17 protein-coding genes are annotated in these 19,107 nt (G+C 62.4%); 3 read left to right on the top strand and 14 right to left on the bottom strand.

Annotated elements, in window-relative coordinates; all coding sequences use genetic code 11:
- Window positions 1–10 precede the first annotated feature (10 nt).
- From KHQ26_RS01560 to KHQ26_RS01515, 10 genes are all read right to left on the bottom strand, one after another.
- Window positions 11–565: a DsbE family thiol:disulfide interchange protein gene (locus tag KHQ26_RS01560; protein WP_004189556.1), complete on the bottom strand. Its 555-nt coding sequence runs from the start codon at window positions 563–565 to the stop codon at window positions 11–13.
- The gene (locus KHQ26_RS01555; RefSeq protein ID WP_020804509.1) at window positions 562–2,514 is read right to left on the bottom strand and encodes a heme lyase CcmF/NrfE family subunit; all 1,953 of its coding nucleotides are present in this window, start codon (window positions 2,512–2,514) and stop codon (window positions 562–564) included. Before KHQ26_RS01555 ends, KHQ26_RS01560 begins: the two co-directional genes overlap by 4 nt.
- On the bottom strand, window positions 2,511–2,969 hold the full coding sequence (gene ccmE / locus KHQ26_RS01550; protein ID WP_004143391.1) for a cytochrome c maturation protein CcmE: 459 nt from the start codon (window positions 2,967–2,969) through the stop codon (window positions 2,511–2,513). The genes KHQ26_RS01555 and ccmE overlap by 4 nt, the downstream gene beginning before the upstream one ends.
- Window positions 2,953–3,183, bottom strand: a complete 231-nt coding sequence (ccmD, locus tag KHQ26_RS01545) for a heme exporter protein CcmD (protein WP_004143390.1) — start codon at window positions 3,181–3,183, stop codon at window positions 2,953–2,955. Before ccmD ends, ccmE begins: the two co-directional genes overlap by 17 nt.
- The gene (locus KHQ26_RS01540) at window positions 3,180–3,917 is read right to left on the bottom strand and encodes a heme ABC transporter permease (RefSeq protein WP_002908223.1); all 738 of its coding nucleotides are present in this window, start codon (window positions 3,915–3,917) and stop codon (window positions 3,180–3,182) included. Before KHQ26_RS01540 ends, ccmD begins: the two co-directional genes overlap by 4 nt.
- 49 nt (window positions 3,918–3,966) lie before the next feature.
- A complete protein-coding gene (gene ccmB, locus KHQ26_RS01535; RefSeq protein WP_020804510.1) occupies window positions 3,967–4,626 on the bottom strand; it encodes a heme exporter protein CcmB in 660 nt (219 codons plus the stop codon).
- On the bottom strand, window positions 4,623–5,246 hold the full coding sequence (gene ccmA / locus KHQ26_RS01530) for a cytochrome c biogenesis heme-transporting ATPase CcmA (protein WP_004898745.1): 624 nt from the start codon (window positions 5,244–5,246) through the stop codon (window positions 4,623–4,625). The genes ccmB and ccmA overlap by 4 nt, the downstream gene beginning before the upstream one ends.
- Window positions 5,247–5,329: 83 nt before the next feature.
- Window positions 5,330–6,670 carry a c-type cytochrome gene (locus tag KHQ26_RS01525; RefSeq protein ID WP_020804508.1) on the bottom strand — a complete coding sequence of 447 codons (1,341 nt, stop codon included), beginning with the start codon at window positions 6,668–6,670 and terminating at the stop codon, window positions 5,330–5,332.
- A 10-nt stretch (window positions 6,671–6,680) separates the two neighbouring features.
- Window positions 6,681–8,465, bottom strand: coding sequence for a GMC family oxidoreductase (locus tag KHQ26_RS01520; protein ID WP_004189551.1), 1,785 nt, complete (start codon window positions 8,463–8,465; stop codon window positions 6,681–6,683).
- 2 nt (window positions 8,466–8,467) lie between these two features.
- Complete coding sequence (locus KHQ26_RS01515) at window positions 8,468–9,223, bottom strand: gluconate 2-dehydrogenase subunit 3 family protein (RefSeq protein WP_004175724.1); 756 nt, start codon at window positions 9,221–9,223, stop codon at window positions 8,468–8,470.
- A gap of 501 nt (window positions 9,224–9,724) precedes the next feature.
- Here KHQ26_RS01515 and KHQ26_RS01510 point away from each other — a divergent pair.
- Complete coding sequence (locus tag KHQ26_RS01510; protein WP_002908289.1) at window positions 9,725–10,096, top strand: VOC family protein; 372 nt, start codon at window positions 9,725–9,727, stop codon at window positions 10,094–10,096.
- Between the two features lie 7 nt (window positions 10,097–10,103).
- Here the strand turns inward: KHQ26_RS01510 and KHQ26_RS01505 are convergent, their stop codons facing one another.
- The 3 genes from KHQ26_RS01505 to KHQ26_RS01495 form a co-directional block, all read right to left on the bottom strand.
- Entirely contained in the window at window positions 10,104–11,174 is a 1,071-nt protein-coding gene (locus KHQ26_RS01505) for an ABC transporter ATP-binding protein (protein ID WP_020804512.1), read from the bottom strand.
- A complete protein-coding gene (locus KHQ26_RS01500) occupies window positions 11,167–12,936 on the bottom strand; it encodes an ABC transporter permease (protein WP_029497075.1) in 1,770 nt (589 codons plus the stop codon). The genes KHQ26_RS01505 and KHQ26_RS01500 overlap by 8 nt, the downstream gene beginning before the upstream one ends.
- A gap of 73 nt (window positions 12,937–13,009) precedes the next feature.
- On the bottom strand, window positions 13,010–14,098 hold the full coding sequence (locus KHQ26_RS01495; RefSeq protein ID WP_064164770.1) for an ABC transporter substrate-binding protein: 1,089 nt from the start codon (window positions 14,096–14,098) through the stop codon (window positions 13,010–13,012).
- 302 nt (window positions 14,099–14,400) lie between these two features.
- Here KHQ26_RS01495 and KHQ26_RS01490 point away from each other — a divergent pair, with 302 nt between their 5' ends.
- Both KHQ26_RS01490 and fdhF read left to right on the top strand, forming a co-directional pair.
- Window positions 14,401–15,480 carry a malate/lactate/ureidoglycolate dehydrogenase gene (locus KHQ26_RS01490; protein WP_004148647.1) on the top strand — a complete coding sequence of 360 codons (1,080 nt, stop codon included), beginning with the start codon at window positions 14,401–14,403 and terminating at the stop codon, window positions 15,478–15,480.
- 246 nt (window positions 15,481–15,726) lie between these two features.
- A complete protein-coding gene (gene fdhF, locus KHQ26_RS01485; protein ID WP_004180308.1) occupies window positions 15,727–17,877 on the top strand; it encodes a formate dehydrogenase subunit alpha in 2,151 nt (716 codons plus the stop codon).
- Between the two features lie 42 nt (window positions 17,878–17,919).
- Here the strand turns inward: fdhF and KHQ26_RS01475 are convergent, their stop codons facing one another.
- On the bottom strand, window positions 17,920–19,077 hold the full coding sequence (locus KHQ26_RS01475; RefSeq protein ID WP_019705845.1) for a M20 aminoacylase family protein: 1,158 nt from the start codon (window positions 19,075–19,077) through the stop codon (window positions 17,920–17,922).
- Window positions 19,078–19,107 lie beyond the last annotated feature (30 nt).

Below are 19,107 nucleotides of genomic sequence, written 5' to 3'. Positions count from 1 at the left end.
ACACTTCTCATCAGCCCGCCCTCCGGTTGTATTGATCCCACAGCGGCTGGAGCTCCTCGCGCCACACCCGTTCGTTCAGGTCGCCGGCGTGCCGCCAGCGGATAATGCCCTGACCGTCGATGAGAAACGTCTCCGGCGCGCCATAGACCCCGAGATCCAGGCCAAGCATGCCGTTGCCGTCATAGAGGCTCAGCCTGTAGGGATTACCCAGGCGCTGCAGCCAGCTCATCGCCTTCTGGCGATCGTCTTTGTAGTTCATCCCCACCACCCGCACGCCCTGCTGCGCCAGGCCGTTGAGAAACTGATGCTCGGCGCGACAGGTTGGACACCAGGTGGCCCAGACGTTGAGCAGCAGCGGCTTGCCGTCAATCAGCGTCCGTCGGTCCAGCGTCTGACCGGGGGTATTCAGCGCTTCAAGGCGAAATTCCGGCAGCGGTTTGCCAATCAGCGCCGACTCGAGGGTCGTCGGGTCATCGCCCTCGGCGTTGCGCATCAGTTGCCAGAACAGCGCGGCGGCCAGCGCCAGAAACAGCACCAGCGGGATAAACAGTAGCTTCCGGTTCATGAGGCCTCCTGCAGCTTCTTACGCATCCGGTAGCGCGGATCGAGCATGCAGCACAGACCGCCGAGGGCCATCAGCACCCCGCCGTACCAGATCCAGCGAACGAACGGTTTATAGTACAGACGCACCGCCCAGCTGCCGTCGCTCAGCTCTTCCCCTAGCGCGGCGTACAGATCGCGGGTCAGCCCGCCGCTGATCGCCGCCTCGGTCATCATCATCCGGCTGGCGGTGTAAAAGCGTTTCTCGGCATACAGCGTCGCTTCCGGGCGGCCGTTGCGGGTCACGGCGATAATGCCTTCGCCGCCGGTCCAGTTGGGGCCGACGATATTGCGCACGCCGTTAAACACAAAGTGATAGCGGTCGATATCGATGCTGTCGCCGGGACGCATCCGTACATCGCGCTCCACGCTGTAGTTCTGGCTGAAGGTGATGCCGATAACGGTCACCGCCACGCCGACGTGACCGAGCACCATCCCCCACTGGCTGCGGGTCAGCGTGCGCAGGCCGCGCCAGAAGCCGTGGCGATGAGTGGCCCGTTCGTGAACCTCCAGCAGGGCGAAGATCAGCACCCACAGGGCCATCATCAGGCCTATGACCGCCATGGCGGTGATACGGTCCTGCAGCAGCCACGGCAGCGCCAGAGAAAGTGACAACGTCACCAGCAGAGCGATAATCAGGCGCTTAATCTGCCTGGCGACGTCATCGCGCCGCCAGCGGATCAGCGGTCCCAGCCCCAGCAGCAGCGCAAACGGCGCCATCAGGGCGGTGAACATGGTGTTAAAGAACGGCTCGCCGATGGAGATGCTGCCGAGGCCCAGCTCTTTATGCACCAGCGGCAGCAGCGTTCCGAGGAGCACCACCAGCATCGCGGCCATCAGCAAGATATTGTTGCCAAGCAGGAACGACTCGCGCGACCACAGCGTATGTTCCACCCGCGCCCGCACCCTGCCGCCCTTCAGGGCGTACAGCAGCAGCGATCCGCCGATGGCGACAATCAGCAGTACCAGAATAAACAGCCCGCGCGACGGATCCGAGGCGAAGGCATGCACCGAAACCAGCACCCCGGAGCGCACCAGGAAGGTGCCCAGCAGGCACAGGGAGAAGGCGGCGATGGCCAGCAGCACCGTCCAGGCGCGGAAGCTGCCCCGCTTCTCGGTCACCGCCAGGGAGTGCAGCAGCGCGGTTCCCACCAGCCACGGCATAAACGAGGCGTTTTCCACCGGGTCCCAGAACCACCAGCCGCCCCAGCCCAGTTCGTAGTATGCCCACGCCGAGCCCAGCACGATGCCGAGAGTGAGGAACATCCATGCCGCCTGGGTCCAGGGACGCGACCAGCGCGCCCAGGCAGTATCCAGCCGGCCCGCCAGCAGCGAGGCGATGGCGAAGGCAAAGGCCACCGAGAAGCCGACATAACCCATATAGAGGATCGGCGGATGGAAAATCATGCCGATATCCTGCAGCAGCGGATTGAGGTCGCGGCCATCAATGGGGTACTGCGGCAGGCCGCGGCTGAACGGATTGGAGGTGAAGAGGATAAACAGCAGGAACCCAAAGGCGATCATCCCCATCACCGCCAGCACCCGGGCGACGGCGTCGAGCGGCATACGGCGGCTGAAGATGGCGACGGCGAAGGTCCAGACGCTGAGCAGCAGAACCCACAGCAGCAGCGAGCCCTCGTGCGCCCCCCAGGTCGCCGCTACCCGATACCACACCGGCAGCGCGCTGTTGGAGTTTTCCGCCACGTAGCGGACGGTAAAGTCATTGACCACAAAGGCGTGCACCAGCAGCAGGAAGGCGCCGCCGATACAGGCGAATAGCCCACAGGCCAGCGGCCGCGCCAGGGCCATCAGCCGCCGATCCTGCCGCGCCGCGCCCCACAGGGGATAGACGCTCAGGAGCAGCGCCAGCCCCGCCGCCAGACACAATAAAAAGTTGCCCAGCTCCGGCATCATGGCTGCGCCCCCGTTTTCTCCGGCGTCATGGCGTTTTTCACCTCCGGCGGCGTGTAATTTTCATCATGTTTGGCCAGCACCTGCTGGGCGGTAATATGCCGCTCGCCGTCCAGCACGCCCTGGGCCACCACGCCCTGCCCTTCACGAAACAGGTCCGGCAAAATGCCCTTATAGCTGACGTCCACCACCCCGCGGGCGTCATACAGCTTAAAGCGCACATCGAGGGTTTGCGGGTCGCGCTGCAGGGAGCCCGGCTGAACGTAGCCCCCCACCCGCAGCCGCTGACCGGTATGGGGCAGCGCCCGGGTTTCCGTTTTGCCGTAGATAATTTCCCCCGGGGTGTAGAACAGATCGATATTGCTGCTCAGGGCGTACAGCGTCAGGCTGACGGTTAGCCCGAGGCCGGCGAGCACCGCCAGCACGATATACAGCCGGGTTTTACGACGCGCTTGCATCCGCGGCCTCCTTGTCATGTTCGCGGGCGGCAGCGATCCGCCGCTCGCGCGCCTGCTGGCGTCGCACCTCATGGAACAGCGCCCGCCGCGCCCACAGGGTATGCACCGTCAGCAGGCCAAAGGCGGCGACGGTCACGGCCACCGCCAGCCAGACGTACACGGCATAGCCGCCCATATTCAGGAAGGCGGCGAAAGACGAAAAGGCGGGGCTCATCGGGCGGCTCCTTTATTCACCAGCGCCACCACCCACGGTCGACGGCGCTCCAGCTGCAGGATCAGGTTACGCAGGCGCATCAGGGTCAGGGTGACCGACAGCGTGAGGAAGGCAAAGATGCAGATCCGCAGCGGCAGACGCATGCTTGGGTCGATGGTTTGCTGCAGGTTGGTCGAGCCCTGGTGCAGGGTGTTCCACCAGTAGACCGAGTAATGAATGATGGGCAGATTGACCACCCCGACCAGGACGAGGATCCCGGCCGCGCGCCCGGCCAGCCGCCGGTCGTCAAAGGCGTGCCACAGGGCGATGACCCCGGCATACAGAAACAGCAGCACCAGCTCTGAGGTCAGGCGGGCGTCCCAGATCCACCAGGTCCCCCACATCGGCTTGCCCCATGCCGCGCCGCTGACCAGCGCCACCAGGGTGCAGACCGCCCCCACCGGCGCCAGGGCGGCGATCGCCAGATCGGCCATTTTGATCTGCCAGACCACTCCGACGAAGGCCGCGACGGCCATCGCCAGGTACAGCCCCATCGACCACATCGCCGCCGGGACGTGAAGGTACATGATCCGGTAGCTTTCCCCCTGCTGATAGTCCGCGGGGGCGAAGCCAAAGCCCCACCCCAGGCCGATGACCAGCAACAGCGCGCTCAACGCCGCCAGCCAGGGGATCCAGCATCCGCACAGGCGGTACAGCCGCTCGGGGATCGCCAGTTGATGTAACGCTTTCCACATAGACGCTTACTCACACGGTTATGATGGCCGCGCCCGCAGGCGCAGCGAGTTATCGCACGGTCAGCCGCAGCGCAGCGGCGGTGGCGAACGGACACAGGGTGGCGCTGGCGGTTAAGAACGCCGCCAGCATCGCCAGATAGCCGCCGACCGGGAGCTCGGCGGCGGCCGCCTGGCAGGCCGCGGTGGCGAAAATCAGCAGCGGCACCGCCAGCGGCAGCACCAGCAGGCTCAGCAGGACGCCGCCGCGCTTCAGGCCGACCGTCAGGCCAACCCCCACCGCGCCGAGAAAACTGAGCGTCGGGGTGCCGAGCATCAAGGTCAGCGCCAGCACACCGGCGTCATGCAGACTCATCCCCAGCAGCAGCGCCGCCAGCGGCGAGACGATCAGCAGCGGCAGGCCGCTCATCATCCAGTGGGCAACCACCTTCACCAGCACCACCGCCACCAGCGGCGTCGGCAGGAGCATCAGTTGCTCCAGGGAACCGTCCTGCCAGTCGTCGCGAAACAACCGATCCATCACCAGCAGCGCCGCCAGCAGCGCGGCGACCCACACCACGCCCGGCGCAATCTGCGCCAGCAGCTGCGGCGCGGCGCCTACGCCGAACGGAAACAGGGTGATGACGATCAGAAAGAACCAGAGCGGATTGAGGATCTCCGCCCCGCTGCGCCACGCCAGGCGCAGTTCCCGGGCCAACAGCGCACGCATCATTGCCCGCCTCCAGCCTCGCCGCCGAGGCGCAGGGTGCGCAACGGACAGCCCAACGGCCGCAGCGGCTGGTGGGTGGTGAGGATGGCGCATCCCCCCTGCCGGGCGTGCTGCTCCAGGCGACGGGTCAGGGTTTCCATCGCCGTGGCGTCGAGGGCGGTGAACGGCTCATCGAGGATCCACAGCGGCGCGTCGGTTAACCACAGGCGGGTGAGCGCCACCCGACGCTGCTGCCCGGCGGAGAGCTGGCTCAAGGGGAGGTCTTCATAGCCCGCCAGGCCGACGGCGGCGAGGGCGCTTTCCCGCTGCTGAAGGCGGCTGGCCGGAAAGAAGAAACGCAGGTTTTCATCGGCGGTCAGCGCCGCGTTAACGCCGGGTTTATGGCCCAGCCACAGCAGCTGACGGTGAAATGACTCCCGGACCTTCGCCAGCGGCTGGCCCTGCCAGCTCACCACCCCGCTTTCCGGGCGCGCCAGGCCGCAGAGGATCCGCAGCAGCGAGGTTTTCCCCGCGCCGTTATCACCGGCGACCTGCAGCAGCTCGCCGGCAGCGAGGGACAGCGTCAGCGCCGCAAACAGCGGTCGATCGTCAACGATGCAGGTCAGTCGCTCTGCATGCAGCATGAAGGCAAACTCCTTGATTCAGACAGTATTTTACGTCGTCGCTAAGTATGGGTTGCGTCGCGCGGGCGACGCAACCCTGACGGTTACTGTCCGGCCCCCGGCAGCTTCGAGATATCGGCGTTGCCTAACGCCTTCTCATCGTGCGCCGCGGTCTCCTTACGCACCTTCGCCACATCGCTGGCGCTGACCGCCGGCGCGTTGTTGCCCCAGCTGGTGCGGATGAAATTGACCACATCCGCCACCTGCTGGTCGTCCAGGCGCCAGCCGAACGACGGCATGGTCAGGTTGGAGACCGCATCTTTCACCGCCGGCGTGGTGCTCCCGGTCAGAACGATGTGGATAAGCGAAGTGGCATCTTCCGTCTGGACCACCGGGTTGCCCTTCAGCGACGGGAAGGCGCGTTTATAGCCCGCGCCGTCGGTACGGTGGCAGGCGGCGCAGTTATCGACGTACAGCGCGGCGCCGGTTATGCTGTCGTTACCCTTCCACAGATCTTTCGCCACGCTGTCTTCCACCGGGGCTGGGGTCTGTTTGCCGCCGCGCGGCGGGAGCGACTTCAGGTAGCGGGCGATGGCGGTGATGTCGTCATCAGAGAGATACTGCAGACTATGCTCCACCACATCGCTCATGCCGCCGAAGACCACCGATTTATCGTTGCGTCCGGTTTTGAGGAACTCGGCCAGCTCGGCTTCGCTCCAGGTCCCCAGACCGTCGCGGTTTTCGCCGCGCAGGCTGGAGGCGACCCAGCCGTCAATCGGCGCATTGCTGCCCGCCAGGTAATCATCGCCTTCGCTTTCGCTGAGCGCTTTTTCCTGCATCGTCAGGCTACGCGGGGTATGACAGGCGCCGCAGTGGCCCAGGCCTTCCACCAGATAGCGGCCGCGCTCCAGCACCGGGTCAACCTGCGGGTTGGCGACAAAGTCGCTCGGCGTCGGGGCGAAGATGCCGCGCCAGAACGCCAGCGGCCAGCGCATCGACAGCGGCCATGGGATGTCGGTGTCCTTGTTGGCGACATTCACCGGCTCCACGCCGTGCATAAAGTAGGCGTACATGGCGCGCATGTCCGCTTCGCTGATCCGCGCGAACGAGGGATACGGCATCGCCGGATAGAGCGTGGAACCGTCTTTCCGCACGCCCTTGCGCACCGCGTCGTCGAACTCTTCGAAGGTGTACCCGCCAATGCCGTGTTCTTTATCCGGCGTGATATTGGTGGAGTAGATGGTGCCGATCGGCGTCTCCATCGGCAAACCGCCGGCGAAAGGTTTCCCCGCTTTGCCGTTGGTGTGGCAGGCGACACAGTCCCCCGCCCGCGCCAGATACTCCCCCTGCTTAATCAGATTGCTGTCCGCAGGCGCCTCTTCGGCAAAAGCCGCGCAGCTCAATGCCCCAAGCACCAGGGCCGATAACCATTGCATTTTCATCATCTGCCTTCCTTTATGCCTGCACCAGGGGACCCGGATTTTTCAGATACTGCTCACGGATCGCCTTCGCTGACCAGTAGGCCAGCGCGGCCACCGTGCCGGTTGGGTTGTAGCCCAGCCCCTGCGGGAACGCGGAGGCGCCGATGACGAAGACGTTATGCACGTCCCAGCTTTGCAGATAACGGTTAACGGCGCTGGTTTTCGGATCTTCCCCCATCACCGCCCCACCGTTCATATGGGTGGTCTGGTAGGTGGTGGTATCAAAGTGGCTGTTGGCGTTTTTTGGGCTGCCGAGGATATATTTCGGCTTCATCGCTTTGGCGATCGGCGCCATCTTATCGAACATAAACTGCGCCATCTTGATGTCGTTTTCCTGCCAGTCGAAGGTCATGCGCAGCAGCGGCTGGCCAAAGACGTTTTTGTAGTTCGGATCAAGATCGAGGTAGTTCTGCCGATAGGACTGGTGCGCGCCGTGGGCATCCATCGACAGGTGATGGGTGTAGGTGTCGGCCACCGCCGCTTTCCACTTGCTGCCCCACGCCGGGGTGCCCGGCGGTACCGGGAAACCGGAGATGGGCTTGGTCCCGGCCTGGTTGACCCAGAATGGCGAACCGCCGACAAAGCCCGCCGCGCCGTGGTCGAAGTTGTCGGCGTTGAAGTCGTCGACCCCGACGCCGTTGCCGCCCGCGCCGATAAACGGGTTGGTATAGGTGTCTTTGTCGAAAATGGCCTTGATGGTGGTCATGTTCTGGTAGGCGAAGTTACGCCCCACCACCCCTTCGCCGGTCTCCGGATTGTACGGTTTGCCGATCCCGGAGAGCAGCATCAGGTGCACGTTGTGGAACTGGAAGGCGCCGACAATCACCAGGTCCGCCGGCTGTTCCATTTCGCGCCCCTGGCCGTCGACGTAGGTCACGCCGGTGGCGCGGGATTTGTCGTCGGTCAGGTTGACCTTCAGCACGTTGGCGTTAGTCCGCAGCTCAAAGCGTTTTTCCTGGCGCAGCGCCGGCAGAATGTTCACGTTCGGCGAGGCTTTAGAGTACATGTAGCAGGCGTAGCCGCTGCAGAAACCGCAGAAGTTGCACGGGCCCATCTGCGCGCCGTAGGGGTTGGTATAGGAGTCGGAGGTGTTGGCCGACGGCAGGTTATAGGGGTGATACCCCACTTCCAGCGCCGCTTTTTCAAACAGCTGCGCCGACCAGGTGTTTTTCTGCGCCGGCAGCGGGAAGTCGTCCGAGCGGTCCGGGGCGAAGGCGTTGCCGCCGCGGCCTTTGCCGACGACCTTGCCTTTGATCGACCAGGCGGTCCCGGAGGTACCGAATACTTTTTCCGCTTTATCGAAGAACGGTTCCAGCTCGTCGTAGGTGACGCCGAAATCCTGGATGATCATATCCTGGGGGATGAAGTTTTTGCCGTAGCGTTCTTCATAGTGGCTGCGCATCCGCAGCTCAATGGGATCGACGCGGAAATGGACGCCGGACCAGTGCAGCCCGGCGCCGCCCACGCCGGTACCCGGCAGGAAGGCCGCCAGCTGGCGATAGGGCACCGCCTGTTGGCTGGTGTTATGCCGGATGGTGACGGTGCTTTTCGACAGATCCTGGAACAGCTTGCGGCGGATGTTGTAGGTCAGCTCATCAATCACCTGCGGATAGGCGCCGTCCGGCCAGGTGTCGCGCATCGGGCCGCGCTCCAGCGCGACGACGTTGAGCCCCGCTTCGGTCAGCTCTTTGGCCATGATCGCCCCAACCCAGCCGAAGCCGACGATCGCGACATCGGTTTTTTTCAATACGGTGGCCATGATTACGCCCTCTCCCCATTAATTGATACCGGCGGGAAGGGGTAGCGTTCGCCCCGTTCAACCCAGTCCATAAAGTCGGCGCGCGCGCCGGGAAAATTAATCAGCGTCCAGCCGACCATGCCTTTATTGCCGCCATGGATCGGGTCGCTGAAGAACCCTTCGCGGGTGTTTTGCAGCAGATAGGTGAAGAACAGCGAGGCCGGCAGCTGTTTGAACTCGGCTTTACCCGATTCCCACAGGCCGAGCGCCTCGTCCTGCTGCTCGCTGCTCAGTTCAGCGAAGGTTTTATGATATTTGTCCTGACACCACGCCTCGGCGTCGGCGATCCCGAGGTTATAGATCTGTTTGGGCACCAGCGGCAGCTGATAACCCATCTCTTTCGGCACGTCGGGATTGAAGGGCCCCTGCATATACCAGATGGAGCCGGTGGCGTAAGGGGTATTGAGCTGGCGGTCGATAAACTCCGGGACGCCGGCCTCTTTGGCGCCGGGACCGAGTTCATCCGCCGGGATTAAGCGAGCGACGGCGGCGTTGATAAACGCCCACTCACGATCGTTGAAGAACTGCGGCTTCCAGTCGCTGGCCGCCGCGGTGTTCCCGGAGGCTGGCTCTGAAGCGGGGGCCGCCTGCGCGGTCGCGCTGGTGGCCACGCCAATAGCCCCTGCTCCCGCGCCGCCGATCACCACCGTCGGGATCAGCGCCATCGATTTCACCAGGAAATCACGCCTGGAATTGTTGGTTTTCTCGCTCGACATCATCACATTCCTGTCATTGAAAATTACTGTTTTTGTCGCTGACAAAACCAGTGAATGTCGCGCTGGAACCGATACCATTGCGCTTTTAAACCGCTTAGCGTCTGGCCCGGCCCGGCAAGTCGGATAAAACATCGCCAGAGGCGATATCATTTATAGGGTTATCGTTTGGATAGTAGACGATTCTCAACGAAACGCGGAAAATCGGAGAGAAATTCACCGGTCTGTCATCGTGAGAAGAGTGCTGCCATAACCTTGAGGCGGTAAACCAGCGGCATTCACACCGCGCTGAGCTTACCCATGCGCCAAAAAAGAGTGACTTGTATCACAAATGTTATTTTTTGTTTATGGTACATGGCAGATTAAACGTCTGTAAATACTCGTATTAGGAATAATTAAACATTTTGAGCTGTTAAAAAAGTTAATAACCGTTGTTAACTATCTTGTATCTATTGTCCGGCTAGCGCCTTCAGCTGGTGATGTACCATCCACAGGAGAAGAGAAGATATGTTCGATCATGTGAAATTCGGCGTTAGCGACTATGCCGCCAGCAAAGCGTTCTTTTTGCAGGCCCTGGCCCCGCTTGGCGTAACGCTGGTCGGCGAAGGCGAACCGAGCTACGGCGCAGAGCTGGCCGGCAGCGGCGATGCTTCTCTATGCCTCTATCAAAGTGCGGAAAAACCGGCGCCGCTGCACATTGCCTTTCGCGCCGACAGCCGCGAGCAGGTCGATGCCTTCTGGCAGGCGGCGCTGGCCGCCGGAGGAAAGGACAACGGTGCGCCGGGGCTACGGCCAAACTACCACGCCAGTTACTACGCCGCGTTTGTGATTGCGCCAGACGGGCACAATATTGAAGCCGTGTGCCATCTGGCGGGGTAACGGGCGGCTACCGCTGCGGAAAAATCCACACATCCTCCGCCGGGAGCGTCAGATGGCAGTGTTCGGCATCGCGCAGCGCCGTTCCGTAGGCGCGCAGCGGAAAGTCGTCGCCTTCGGTACGGAACAGGTACTCCCAGCGGTCGCCGAGGTACATGCTGGTCAGCAGCGGTAGCTGGAGGCTATTATCCTGCGCGGCGCCGTCAAGTCGCAGGCGCTCGACGCGGATCACCGCCGTCGCCGGCTCGCCAACGCTAACCCCCTCGCCCGCTCGCCCCCACAGGCTCCAGCTGGCGCCTTCGATCCGCGCCCTGCCGTTCTCCAGCGCCATCACTTTGCCGTGCAGGCGGTTATTGCTGCCCATAAACTCAGCGGCGAACAGCGTCGCCGGGCTGCCGTACATCTCCTGCGGCGTCCCCTGCTGCTCAATGACGCCATTGTTCAGCAGCAGAATACGATCGGAGATGGCCATTGCTTCATTCTGATCGTGGGTGACCATCAGCGCCGACAGGCCCAGCTTAATGATCAGCTCGCGCAGAAACACCCGCGCCTCTTCGCGCAGCTTGGCGTCAAGGTTGGAGAGCGGTTCATCCAGCAGGATCACCGGCGGGTTGTAAACCAGCGCCCGACCGATGGCCACCCGCTGCTGCTGGCCACCGGAGAGCTGGTGCGGATGGCGGTTGCCAAGGTGCCCCAGCCCCAGCTGATCCAGCACACGCTGCACCCGCTCTTTTATCTCCCCGGCGGCCACTTTACGCAGCTTCAGCGGATAGGCCACATTGTCGAACACCGTTTTGTGCGGCCACAGGGCATAGGACTGGAACACCAGGCCGAGGTTACGCTCTTCGGCCGGGATCTCGCTGCGCGGCGTGCCGTCGTACACCGTGCGGTTGCCGATGGCGATCCGTCCGCTCGTCGGTTTTTCCAGCCCGGCCACCGCCCGCAGCAGCGTGGTTTTCCCACTTCCCGAAGGCCCCAGCAGCGACACCACCTCTCCCCGGCCAAGCGTCATGGACACCCCCTTCAACACCGGGTTGTCGCCATAGGTGAGACGCAGATTTTCTACCGATAACTCAATCATGTAATTTCACTCCAAAGCGCAGGGCGATACCCAGGCCAATCACCACCAGCAGAATATTGATAAAGGAGAGCGCCGCGACGATATCGATGGCCCCCGCCGCCCACAGCGACACCAGCATCGAGCCGATGGTTTCGGTACCCGGCGACAGCAGATAGACGCCGGTGGAATACTCGCGCTCAAAGATCAGGAACATCAGCAGCCAGGAGCCAATCAGCCCATAGCGCGACAGCGGAACGGTCACGTGGCGGGTGATCTGCCCCCGCGAGGCGCCGGTGCTACGCGCCGCCTCCTCCAGCTCCGGGCCCACCTGCAGCAGCGTCGAGGAGATGAGCCGCAGGCCGTAGGCCATCCACACCACGGTGTAGGCCAGCCAGACGCTGAAGATGGTGTTGCGCAGGGCGCGCAGCTGCACGATAAGGTGCTCCCGCAGCCAGTCGGCCACCGGCAGCGCCGAGAGCCAGCCGTGCTTCAGCGACTGATCGAGCCACATCGGCACAAACAGGAATACCCACAGGAAGGCCAGGCCGGCCAGCAGCCCCGGTACCGCGCGCGGGACCAGCACGCTGTAGTCGAGAAAGCGGGTGACGTTATCCGCTTTGCGGTGCATAGCGATGCCGACAAACAGATAGCAGATCACCGCCAGCGCGCCGCCGATGATGCCGATAGCCATGGAGTTGACGATCGCCCGCAGCAGGTTGGGCTGCTGCCAGATATTGTGGAACGTCGCCAGCGACAGCTCATCCCACAGCGACACGCCGACGCCCCAGTTGGAGATAAAAGCGCGCAGCGCCACGCCGAGCAGCGGTACGCCGATGGTCACCGTCAGCCAGGCCACCACCACCGCCCCGGCCACCCAGCGCCATTTGCCCAGCGGCAGCGCCCGCGCCTGGGACGCCTTGCCCTTCATGGTGACAAAGCGGTTGGCGGTGCGCATCAGCCTTCGCTGGAGCATCACCAGCGGGATGGTGATGCAGATCAGCACCACCGCCACCGCCGCCATCAGATGGTAGGAGGGGGTGCCGAGCTTGTTAGTCAGCTTGTAGAGATAGGTCGCCAGCACCATGTTGCCCTCGGGGTCGCCCAGCACCAGCATCAGACCGAAGACTTCCAGACCGAGGAAAAAGAGCAACACGCAGGCGTAAAGAATGGATGGCCGCACCATCGGCAGACTCACCGAGGTCATCACCTGCAGCGGGGTAGCGCCGACGGTGCGCGCCGCCTCTTCCACGTCGGAACCGACGCTGCGCAGCGCCGAAGAGATATAAAGATAGGCGTGCGGAACGTGGGTTAAGCCGGCGATGACCACAATGCTGAACATCGAGTAGATATTCCACGGCACAAAGCCGATCAGCTGCTGCGCCCACTGGGAAAAGAAGCCTACCGGCCCGGCGGCCACCACGTAGCCAAAGCCCAGCACCATCGGCGAGACGAAGATCGGCACCAGGATCAGCGGCTCAATGATCCGCCGGCCGGGTAAATCGGTGCGCACCATCAGAAACGCCAAAATACCACCCAGCGGAATGGCAATAATCACTAGGCCAAAGGCCAGAATAAAACCTGACTTTAATGCCAGATAAAAATCCGGGTCGGTAAAAATAAAGGCGAACGCTTCCAGACTCCACGATTTGGAGCGGGAAAAGAATGGCGCGGAGAGAAAACTCTGCACCACAATAAATAACAGCGGGACATAAATCACCAGCGCCGTGATGCACACCACCACGCCGCGCGGCAGCCCCTGCCACTTTCTGCGTAATACATTCATGGTTCATCCCTTCGGTCAGGTGAATAAACCCGCCGGGTGTGAATAGGGGCATCGGCGATGCCCCAGGGGAGGATTATTTCGCGGCGGCGCTGCGCCATTGTTTAATAAACTGCAGACGTTTTTGCGGCTGTAAATAATCGAGCAGCGTTTCGTTGACCGGGATCGGTTTTAACGCTTTGCCCAACAGCGCGGTCATGCCGTCGATATCATTTTTACCTTCAATATCGCGACGAATTGAGGGAATATCCGCCTGGCTGGCGAGGATCTGCTGGCCTTTTTCCGACAAGACATAATCCAGCCACAATTTTGCCGCATTGGGATGTTCGCTCTCCTGGCTAATAAACGAGACGCGGGAGAGCACCAGCACGTAATCTTTCGGATAGGCAATACCTAAAGAGGGATCGTTTTTCGCCCGCGCTTCGGCATAAGAGCCAAGAATGTTATAGCCGATCAGGTTTTCGCCGGAGGAGACGCGCTCCATCATTGTGCCGGTGGAAGACTGCACCGTCAGGCCGCCTTTGGCGATATTCGCCAGGTCGGCAAAATAGTTCGCGTCGGCCTGGCTGTCCTGTACCGCCAGCATAAAGCCGAGGCCCGATTTTTCGATATCGTAGGTGGTGACTTTGCCTATAAATTTATCGGCCTGGCTGGCGATCAGTTTTGCCAGCGCGGTATGCGAATCCGGAACCTCATTCTGCGGGATCAGCCGTTTGTTATAGATAAACACCACCGGCTCATAGGTAGTGCCATAGGCTTTTTGCTGCCAGACCGCCCAGTCGGGTAATTGCTTCACCTCCGGCGAGGCATATTGTTCGGCGTATTCGGTGGCTAATTTCAGCGCGGTATCCATCGATGAGCTCCACACCACATCCCCGCTGCCGCCCCCGGCGGCCTGTTCGCTGATATAGCGGTTATACAGCTCGGTACTGTTCATGTCGTTATATTCGACTTTGACGCCCGGATATTGCGCTTCAAATCCCTTAATTAACGGCCCGGCCGCTTTGGTATCGGTCGTGGAATAGATCACCACCTTGCCCTCTTTTACGGCGGCATCAACCGTTTTTTGATAATCCGCGGGATAGCCCGCAGGCACCTCCGCCCAGGCGGCACAGGCGAAAACGGCCGTCAGTGAAACCACTAAACCACTTATTTTCTTATACATGATACCAACCTTTAATCATCAATTAATAAACACAAATTTAACATATAGTGGTATCAGCTCCCCTTGCAACGACGGGGATGGCTTTTTTCTGGCTTTTGTGACACTGGCAGAATTTAAAAATGTGGTGTTTATGGCGTTAATTAAAACGCGATCCCGGCCCGGTTTTTTATCGTCTGTCGTATGCGCAGGCGCTGGCGCAGCGGCATGTCGCCGGGAGACGCCGCCCTTGACCTTCTGCGCCGGGCGGCGCAGCATAAAACGGCAAACATAACAAAATAACAACAGACTACAGGAGAGAATCAGTGCCTACAGGACACCGCTTTCTGGCGACGGATCTGCATCAGTTTGTCGTCTCACTGTTTACCCATCTCGGCAGTACCCCAGGGGAAGCCACCCTCGTCGCGGACCATCTGATCGCCGCCAATCTTGCCGGGCATGACTCCCACGGCGTCGGGATGATCCCCAGCTACGTCAAATCCCACGCCGGTGGTTTTCTGCAGCTCAACCGCCACGCCACGGTGACCAAAGACGCTGGCGCCGTGGTCACCCTCGACGGCAACGCCGGCTTCGGCCAGGTGGTCGCCCACGAAGCGATGCAGTTAGGCATTGAAAAGGCGAAGCAGCACGGTATGGCGGCTATCGCCCTGCGCAATGCGCATCACGTCGGACGCATCGGCTACTGGGCCGAACAGTGCGCCGCCGCCGGGCTGATCTCCATTCACTTCGTCAGCGTCATCGGCGACCCGATGGTCGCCCCGTTCCGCGGGAAGGACAGCCGCTTCGGCACCAACCCGCTGTGCGTGGTGTTTCCCCGCGCGGGCCATCCGCCGCTGCTGCTGGACTACGCCACCAGCGCCATCGCCTTTGGTAAAACCCGCGTCGCCTGGCATAAAGGCGAAGCCGTGGCCCCCGGCTGCCTGATTGACGCCGAGGGTCGACCCACTACCGACCCGGCGGTGATGCAGACCTCGCCGCTGGGCGCCCTGCTCACCTTCGCCCAGCACAAAGGCTATGCCCTGGCGACGCTGTGCGAAGTGCTCGGCGGCGCGCTCTCCGGCGGGCAAACCACCCATCAGGAGAGCCTGCAGACCAGCGTCGACGCCATCTTTAACTGCATGACCACGGTGATCCTGCGCCCGGATGCGTTCGATGCCCCGGACAGCCAGGCACAGACGGAGGCCTTTATCGCATGGTGTAAGCAGTCGCCGCACGATGCCGATGCCCCGGTGCTGGCGCCCGGCGAATGGGAGGCCGCCAACCGCGAAGCGCGGCTGGCGCAGGGGATCCCGCTGGATGCCGGCAGCTGGCAGGCAATCTGCGCCGCCGCGCGCGACGTCGGCCTGAGCGAATCGCACTTCGACCGCTGCCGCCCTCTCGCCTAGCCGCGTGTTACCCCGCAGAGCGTCTGACGTCGGCGCTCTGCGTCATCGTCATTAGTGACGAGGTCATGCTCCCGTCATCAATCTCTTTTCATTTTTCAATACAGATCAATAGCTTAAATTCTGGCACAAGACCTGCATAGCGCAACAGGCCTGCGTCTGCATCACCACCAGGCGATACCGCGATCGTTGCCCGTCGGGCCCGGCGCGACAGCGATCCTCAGTTCACTGTTAACAGGTCTGTTACTGATGAAAAAAATCACGAGCGTGTGCCCCTACTGCGGGGCGGGTTGCAAACTTAAACTGGTTGTCGACAACAATAAAATCATTCGCGCGGAGGCCGCCGACGGCGTCACCAACCAGAACCAGCTGTGCCTGAAAGGCTACTACGGCTGGGATTTTCTTAACGATACGCAGCTCCTGACGCCCCGTCTTAAACAACCGATGATCCGCTACCAGAAAGGCGGCGCCTTCACGCCGGTCAGCTGGCAGGAGGCGATTCGCTATACCGCCAGCAAGCTCAGGGAGATCAAAGAGAAGCATGGCCCGCGCGCCATCATGACCACCGGCTCCTCGCGCGGCACCGGCAACGAAACCAACTATGTGATGCAAAAGTTCGCCCGCGCGGTGCTGAACACCAATAACGTCGACTGCTGCGCCCGCGTCTGCCACGGCCCCTCCGTCGCCGGGCTACAGCAGGCGCTGGGCAACGGGGCGATGAGCAACTCGATTAGCGACATCGAAAACTCGAAGTGCCTGCTGGTCTTTGGCTACAACTGCGCCGACTCCCATCCCATCGTCGCCCGCCGGGTAATCAAGGCCCGGGACAACGGCGCCAAAATCATCGTCTGCGATCCGCGGCGCATTGAAACCGCGCGCATTGCCGATCGTCATCTGCAGCTCAACAACGGCAGCAACATGGCGCTGGTAAATGCCTTCGGCTATGTGCTGCTGGAGGAGGAGCTGTACAACAAAACCTATGTCGAACGCTATACCGAAGGGCTGGATGCTTACCGCGAGGCGGTGAAGGATTACGCCCCGGAAGCGGTGGAAGGGATTGTCGGGGTCAGCGCGCGGGAAATCCGGGAGGCGATGCGCATGTTCGCCGCCGCCCCATCCGCCACAATTATGTGGGGCATGGGGGTCACCCAGTTTGGCCAGGCGGTGGACGTGGTGCGCGGCCTGGCAAGCCTGGCGCTGCTCACCGGCAACCTGGGACGGCCCAACGTCGGCGTGGGGCCGGTCCGCGGGCAAAACAACGTACAGGGCGCCTGCGATATGGGCGTGCTGCCGAACCTGTTTCCCGGCTATCAGGAGGTCACCGACCCCGCCGTGCGGGCGAAATTCGCCGCCGCCTGGGGCATCGACCCGGCGCTGATGGACGACCAGGTCGGCACCCGCATCACCGAGGTGCCGCATAAAGCGCTGACCGGCGAGATCAAAGCCTATTATATTATGGGCGAAGATCCGCTGCAGACCGAAGCCGACCTCGGCCTGGTGCGCAAAGGCATCGAGGCGCTGGACTTCGTGGTCGTGCAGGACATCTTCATGACCAAAACAGCGGAAATGGCCGATGTCCTGCTGCCGGCCACCTCCTGGGGCGAGCACGGCGGCGTCTTCACCTGCGCCGACCGCGGGTTCCAGCGGTTTGAACAGGCGATCCCTCCGGCGGGAAATGTGAAGCGCGACTGGGAGATCATTAGCCTGCTGGCCAGCGAATTGGGCTATCCGATGCACTATGAGAACAACCAGCAGATCTGGGACGAGATGCGCGAGCTCTGCCCGCTGTTCTACGGCGTGACCTGGGAGAAAATGGGCGATATGGGCCATGTCCAGTGGCCGTGCCCAACCCTCGATCATCCCGGCACGCCGTGGCTGTATAAAGACAACCGCTTCGACACCCCCTCGGGTAAAGGGCAGCTGTTCGCCACCGCCTGGCGCGCGCCGGCGGAGCGCCCGGATGACGAGTGGCCGCTGGTGCTCTGCACCGTGCGGGAAGTCGGGCATTATTCCTGCCGCTCGATGACCGGCAACTGCGCCGCGCTGCAGTCGCTGGCCGACGAGCCGGGACGGGTGCAGATGAATCCCGCGGATGCGCAACGACTGGGGATCGCCGACAAACAGCTGGTGTGGGTCAGCTCCCGGCGCGGGAAGGTGATCTCCCGCGCCGACCTCAGCGATCGCATCAATCCGGGGGCGGTCTATATGACCTATCAGTGGTGGGTGGGCGCCTGCAATGAGCTGACCCAGGATAACCTCGATCCGATCTCCAAAACGCCGGAAACCAAATACTGTGCGGTGAAAGTGGAAGCGATTGCCGACCAGCAATGGGCGGAGCGCTATGCCTGGACGGCCTACAGCGACATGAAAGCGCGACTGAAAGCCGCTGCCGACGTCTGACCTCAGGGAGCGCAGCGCGCTCCCTCTGCCGCTGCCGGTGGGTTACGCCGCCGGCAGCTGTTTCTCCACCAGCCCCACCCACATGGCGACGCCGGGGCCGATCAGCGCATCGTTAAAGTCATAGCTGGCGTTATGCAGCGGCTTCGACGGGGTTTCGCCGTCGGTGCCTATCCAGAAATAGGCCCCCGGACAGGCCTCCAGCATGCAGGCAAAATCTTCGGAGGCCATCGACGGCGCCTGATTCCAGCGCACCGCTTGCGCGCCGAGAGTGGCGACGGCCACCTCGCGCACCTGCTGCGCCTGCAGCGCATGGTTTTTGGTCACCGGATAACCCGGGAACCAGCTAATCTCGCCCTGCACATCGGACACCTGCGGCTGGGTCGCCACATAGCTTTCGATAAGCTCCCGCACGCGGGCGCGAACGCGATTGCTCAGGCAGCGGAAGGTACCGCGCAGCACCACGGTGTCCGGCAGGACGTTGATCGCCTCGCCGCCGTTTATCTGGGTGATGCTGACCACTGCGGAATCCTGCGGCGACAAGCGGCGGGAAGGAATGGTCTGCAGCGCCATTATCAGCTGCGCCGCCGCGACGATCGGATCGGCCCCGCTCTCCGGCATCGCCGCATGACAGCTCTTTCCGCGCAGGGTTATCTCGAAGGCGTCCAGTGAGGCCATCATTGCGCCATCGCTGAGCGCCACTTCGCCAAGAGGGATCCCCGGCCAGTTATGCAGCGCGTAGATGGCGTCCATCGGGAAGCGCTCAAACAACCCCTCCTCCACCATTTTGCGCGCGCCGCCGAGGTTCTCTTCCGCCGGCTGAAAGACAAAGTGGACGGTGCCGCTGAAATGGCGGGTCTGCGCCAGATGGGCGGCGGCCGCCAGCAGCATCGCGGTATGGCCATCGTGGCCGCAGGCGTGCATCACCCCGGGACGGCGTGAACGGTAGCTGACGCTCCCCAGCTCGGTGATCGGCAGGGCGTCCATATCGGCGCGCAGGCCGATAACCGGTCCGGGGCCGTTCTCCAGCGTCGCCACGACGCCGGTGCCAGCCAGCCCGCGGTGCACCTGCAGCCCAAACGAGGCCAGCAGCTCCGCAACGCGGCGCGAGGTCTCCTGCTCCTGATATCCGAGCTCAGGCGCGGCGTGAAATTCACGTCGCCAGCCAACGGCTTCGGCGATCAGTGACGGCGATACGGCCATGTATTACTCCTTTCCTGCATAGCGTAATGC

The sequence above is a fragment of the Klebsiella sp. 10 genome (assembly GCF_018223925.1).
Lineage (GTDB): Bacteria > Pseudomonadota > Gammaproteobacteria > Enterobacterales > Enterobacteriaceae > Klebsiella > Klebsiella pneumoniae.
This window is presented reverse-complemented; position numbering and strand designations above follow the sequence as displayed.

Coding starts and splice junctions, on each gene's coding strand:
- KHQ26_RS01500 (WP_029497075.1), bottom strand. CDS start 12,936: ATGAATGTATTACGCAGAAAGTGGCAGGGGCTGCCGCGCGGCGTGGTG.
- KHQ26_RS01515 (WP_004175724.1), bottom strand. CDS start 9,223: ATGATGTCGAGCGAGAAAACCAACAATTCCAGGCGTGATTTCCTGGTG.
- ccmD (WP_004143390.1), bottom strand. CDS start 3,183: ATGAGCCCCGCCTTTTCGTCTTTCGCCGCCTTCCTGAATATGGGCGGC.
- KHQ26_RS01525 (WP_020804508.1), bottom strand. CDS start 6,670: ATGATGAAAATGCAATGGTTATCGGCCCTGGTGCTTGGGGCATTGAGC.
- ccmE (WP_004143391.1), bottom strand. CDS start 2,969: ATGCAAGCGCGTCGTAAAACCCGGCTGTATATCGTGCTGGCGGTGCTC.
- fdhF (WP_004180308.1), top strand. CDS start 15,727: ATGAAAAAAATCACGAGCGTGTGCCCCTACTGCGGGGCGGGTTGCAAA.
- ccmB (WP_020804510.1), bottom strand. CDS start 4,626: ATGATGCGTGCGCTGTTGGCCCGGGAACTGCGCCTGGCGTGGCGCAGC.
- KHQ26_RS01520 (WP_004189551.1), bottom strand. CDS start 8,465: ATGGCCACCGTATTGAAAAAAACCGATGTCGCGATCGTCGGCTTCGGC.
- KHQ26_RS01475 (WP_019705845.1), bottom strand. CDS start 19,077: ATGGCCGTATCGCCGTCACTGATCGCCGAAGCCGTTGGCTGGCGACGT.
- KHQ26_RS01495 (WP_064164770.1), bottom strand. CDS start 14,098: ATGTATAAGAAAATAAGTGGTTTAGTGGTTTCACTGACGGCCGTTTTC.
- KHQ26_RS01505 (WP_020804512.1), bottom strand. CDS start 11,174: ATGATTGAGTTATCGGTAGAAAATCTGCGTCTCACCTATGGCGACAAC.
- KHQ26_RS01540 (WP_002908223.1), bottom strand. CDS start 3,917: ATGTGGAAAGCGTTACATCAACTGGCGATCCCCGAGCGGCTGTACCGC.
- ccmA (WP_004898745.1), bottom strand. CDS start 5,246: ATGCTGCATGCAGAGCGACTGACCTGCATCGTTGACGATCGACCGCTG.
- KHQ26_RS01560 (WP_004189556.1), bottom strand. CDS start 565: ATGAACCGGAAGCTACTGTTTATCCCGCTGGTGCTGTTTCTGGCGCTG.
- KHQ26_RS01510 (WP_002908289.1), top strand. CDS start 9,725: ATGTTCGATCATGTGAAATTCGGCGTTAGCGACTATGCCGCCAGCAAA.
- KHQ26_RS01555 (WP_020804509.1), bottom strand. CDS start 2,514: ATGATGCCGGAGCTGGGCAACTTTTTATTGTGTCTGGCGGCGGGGCTG.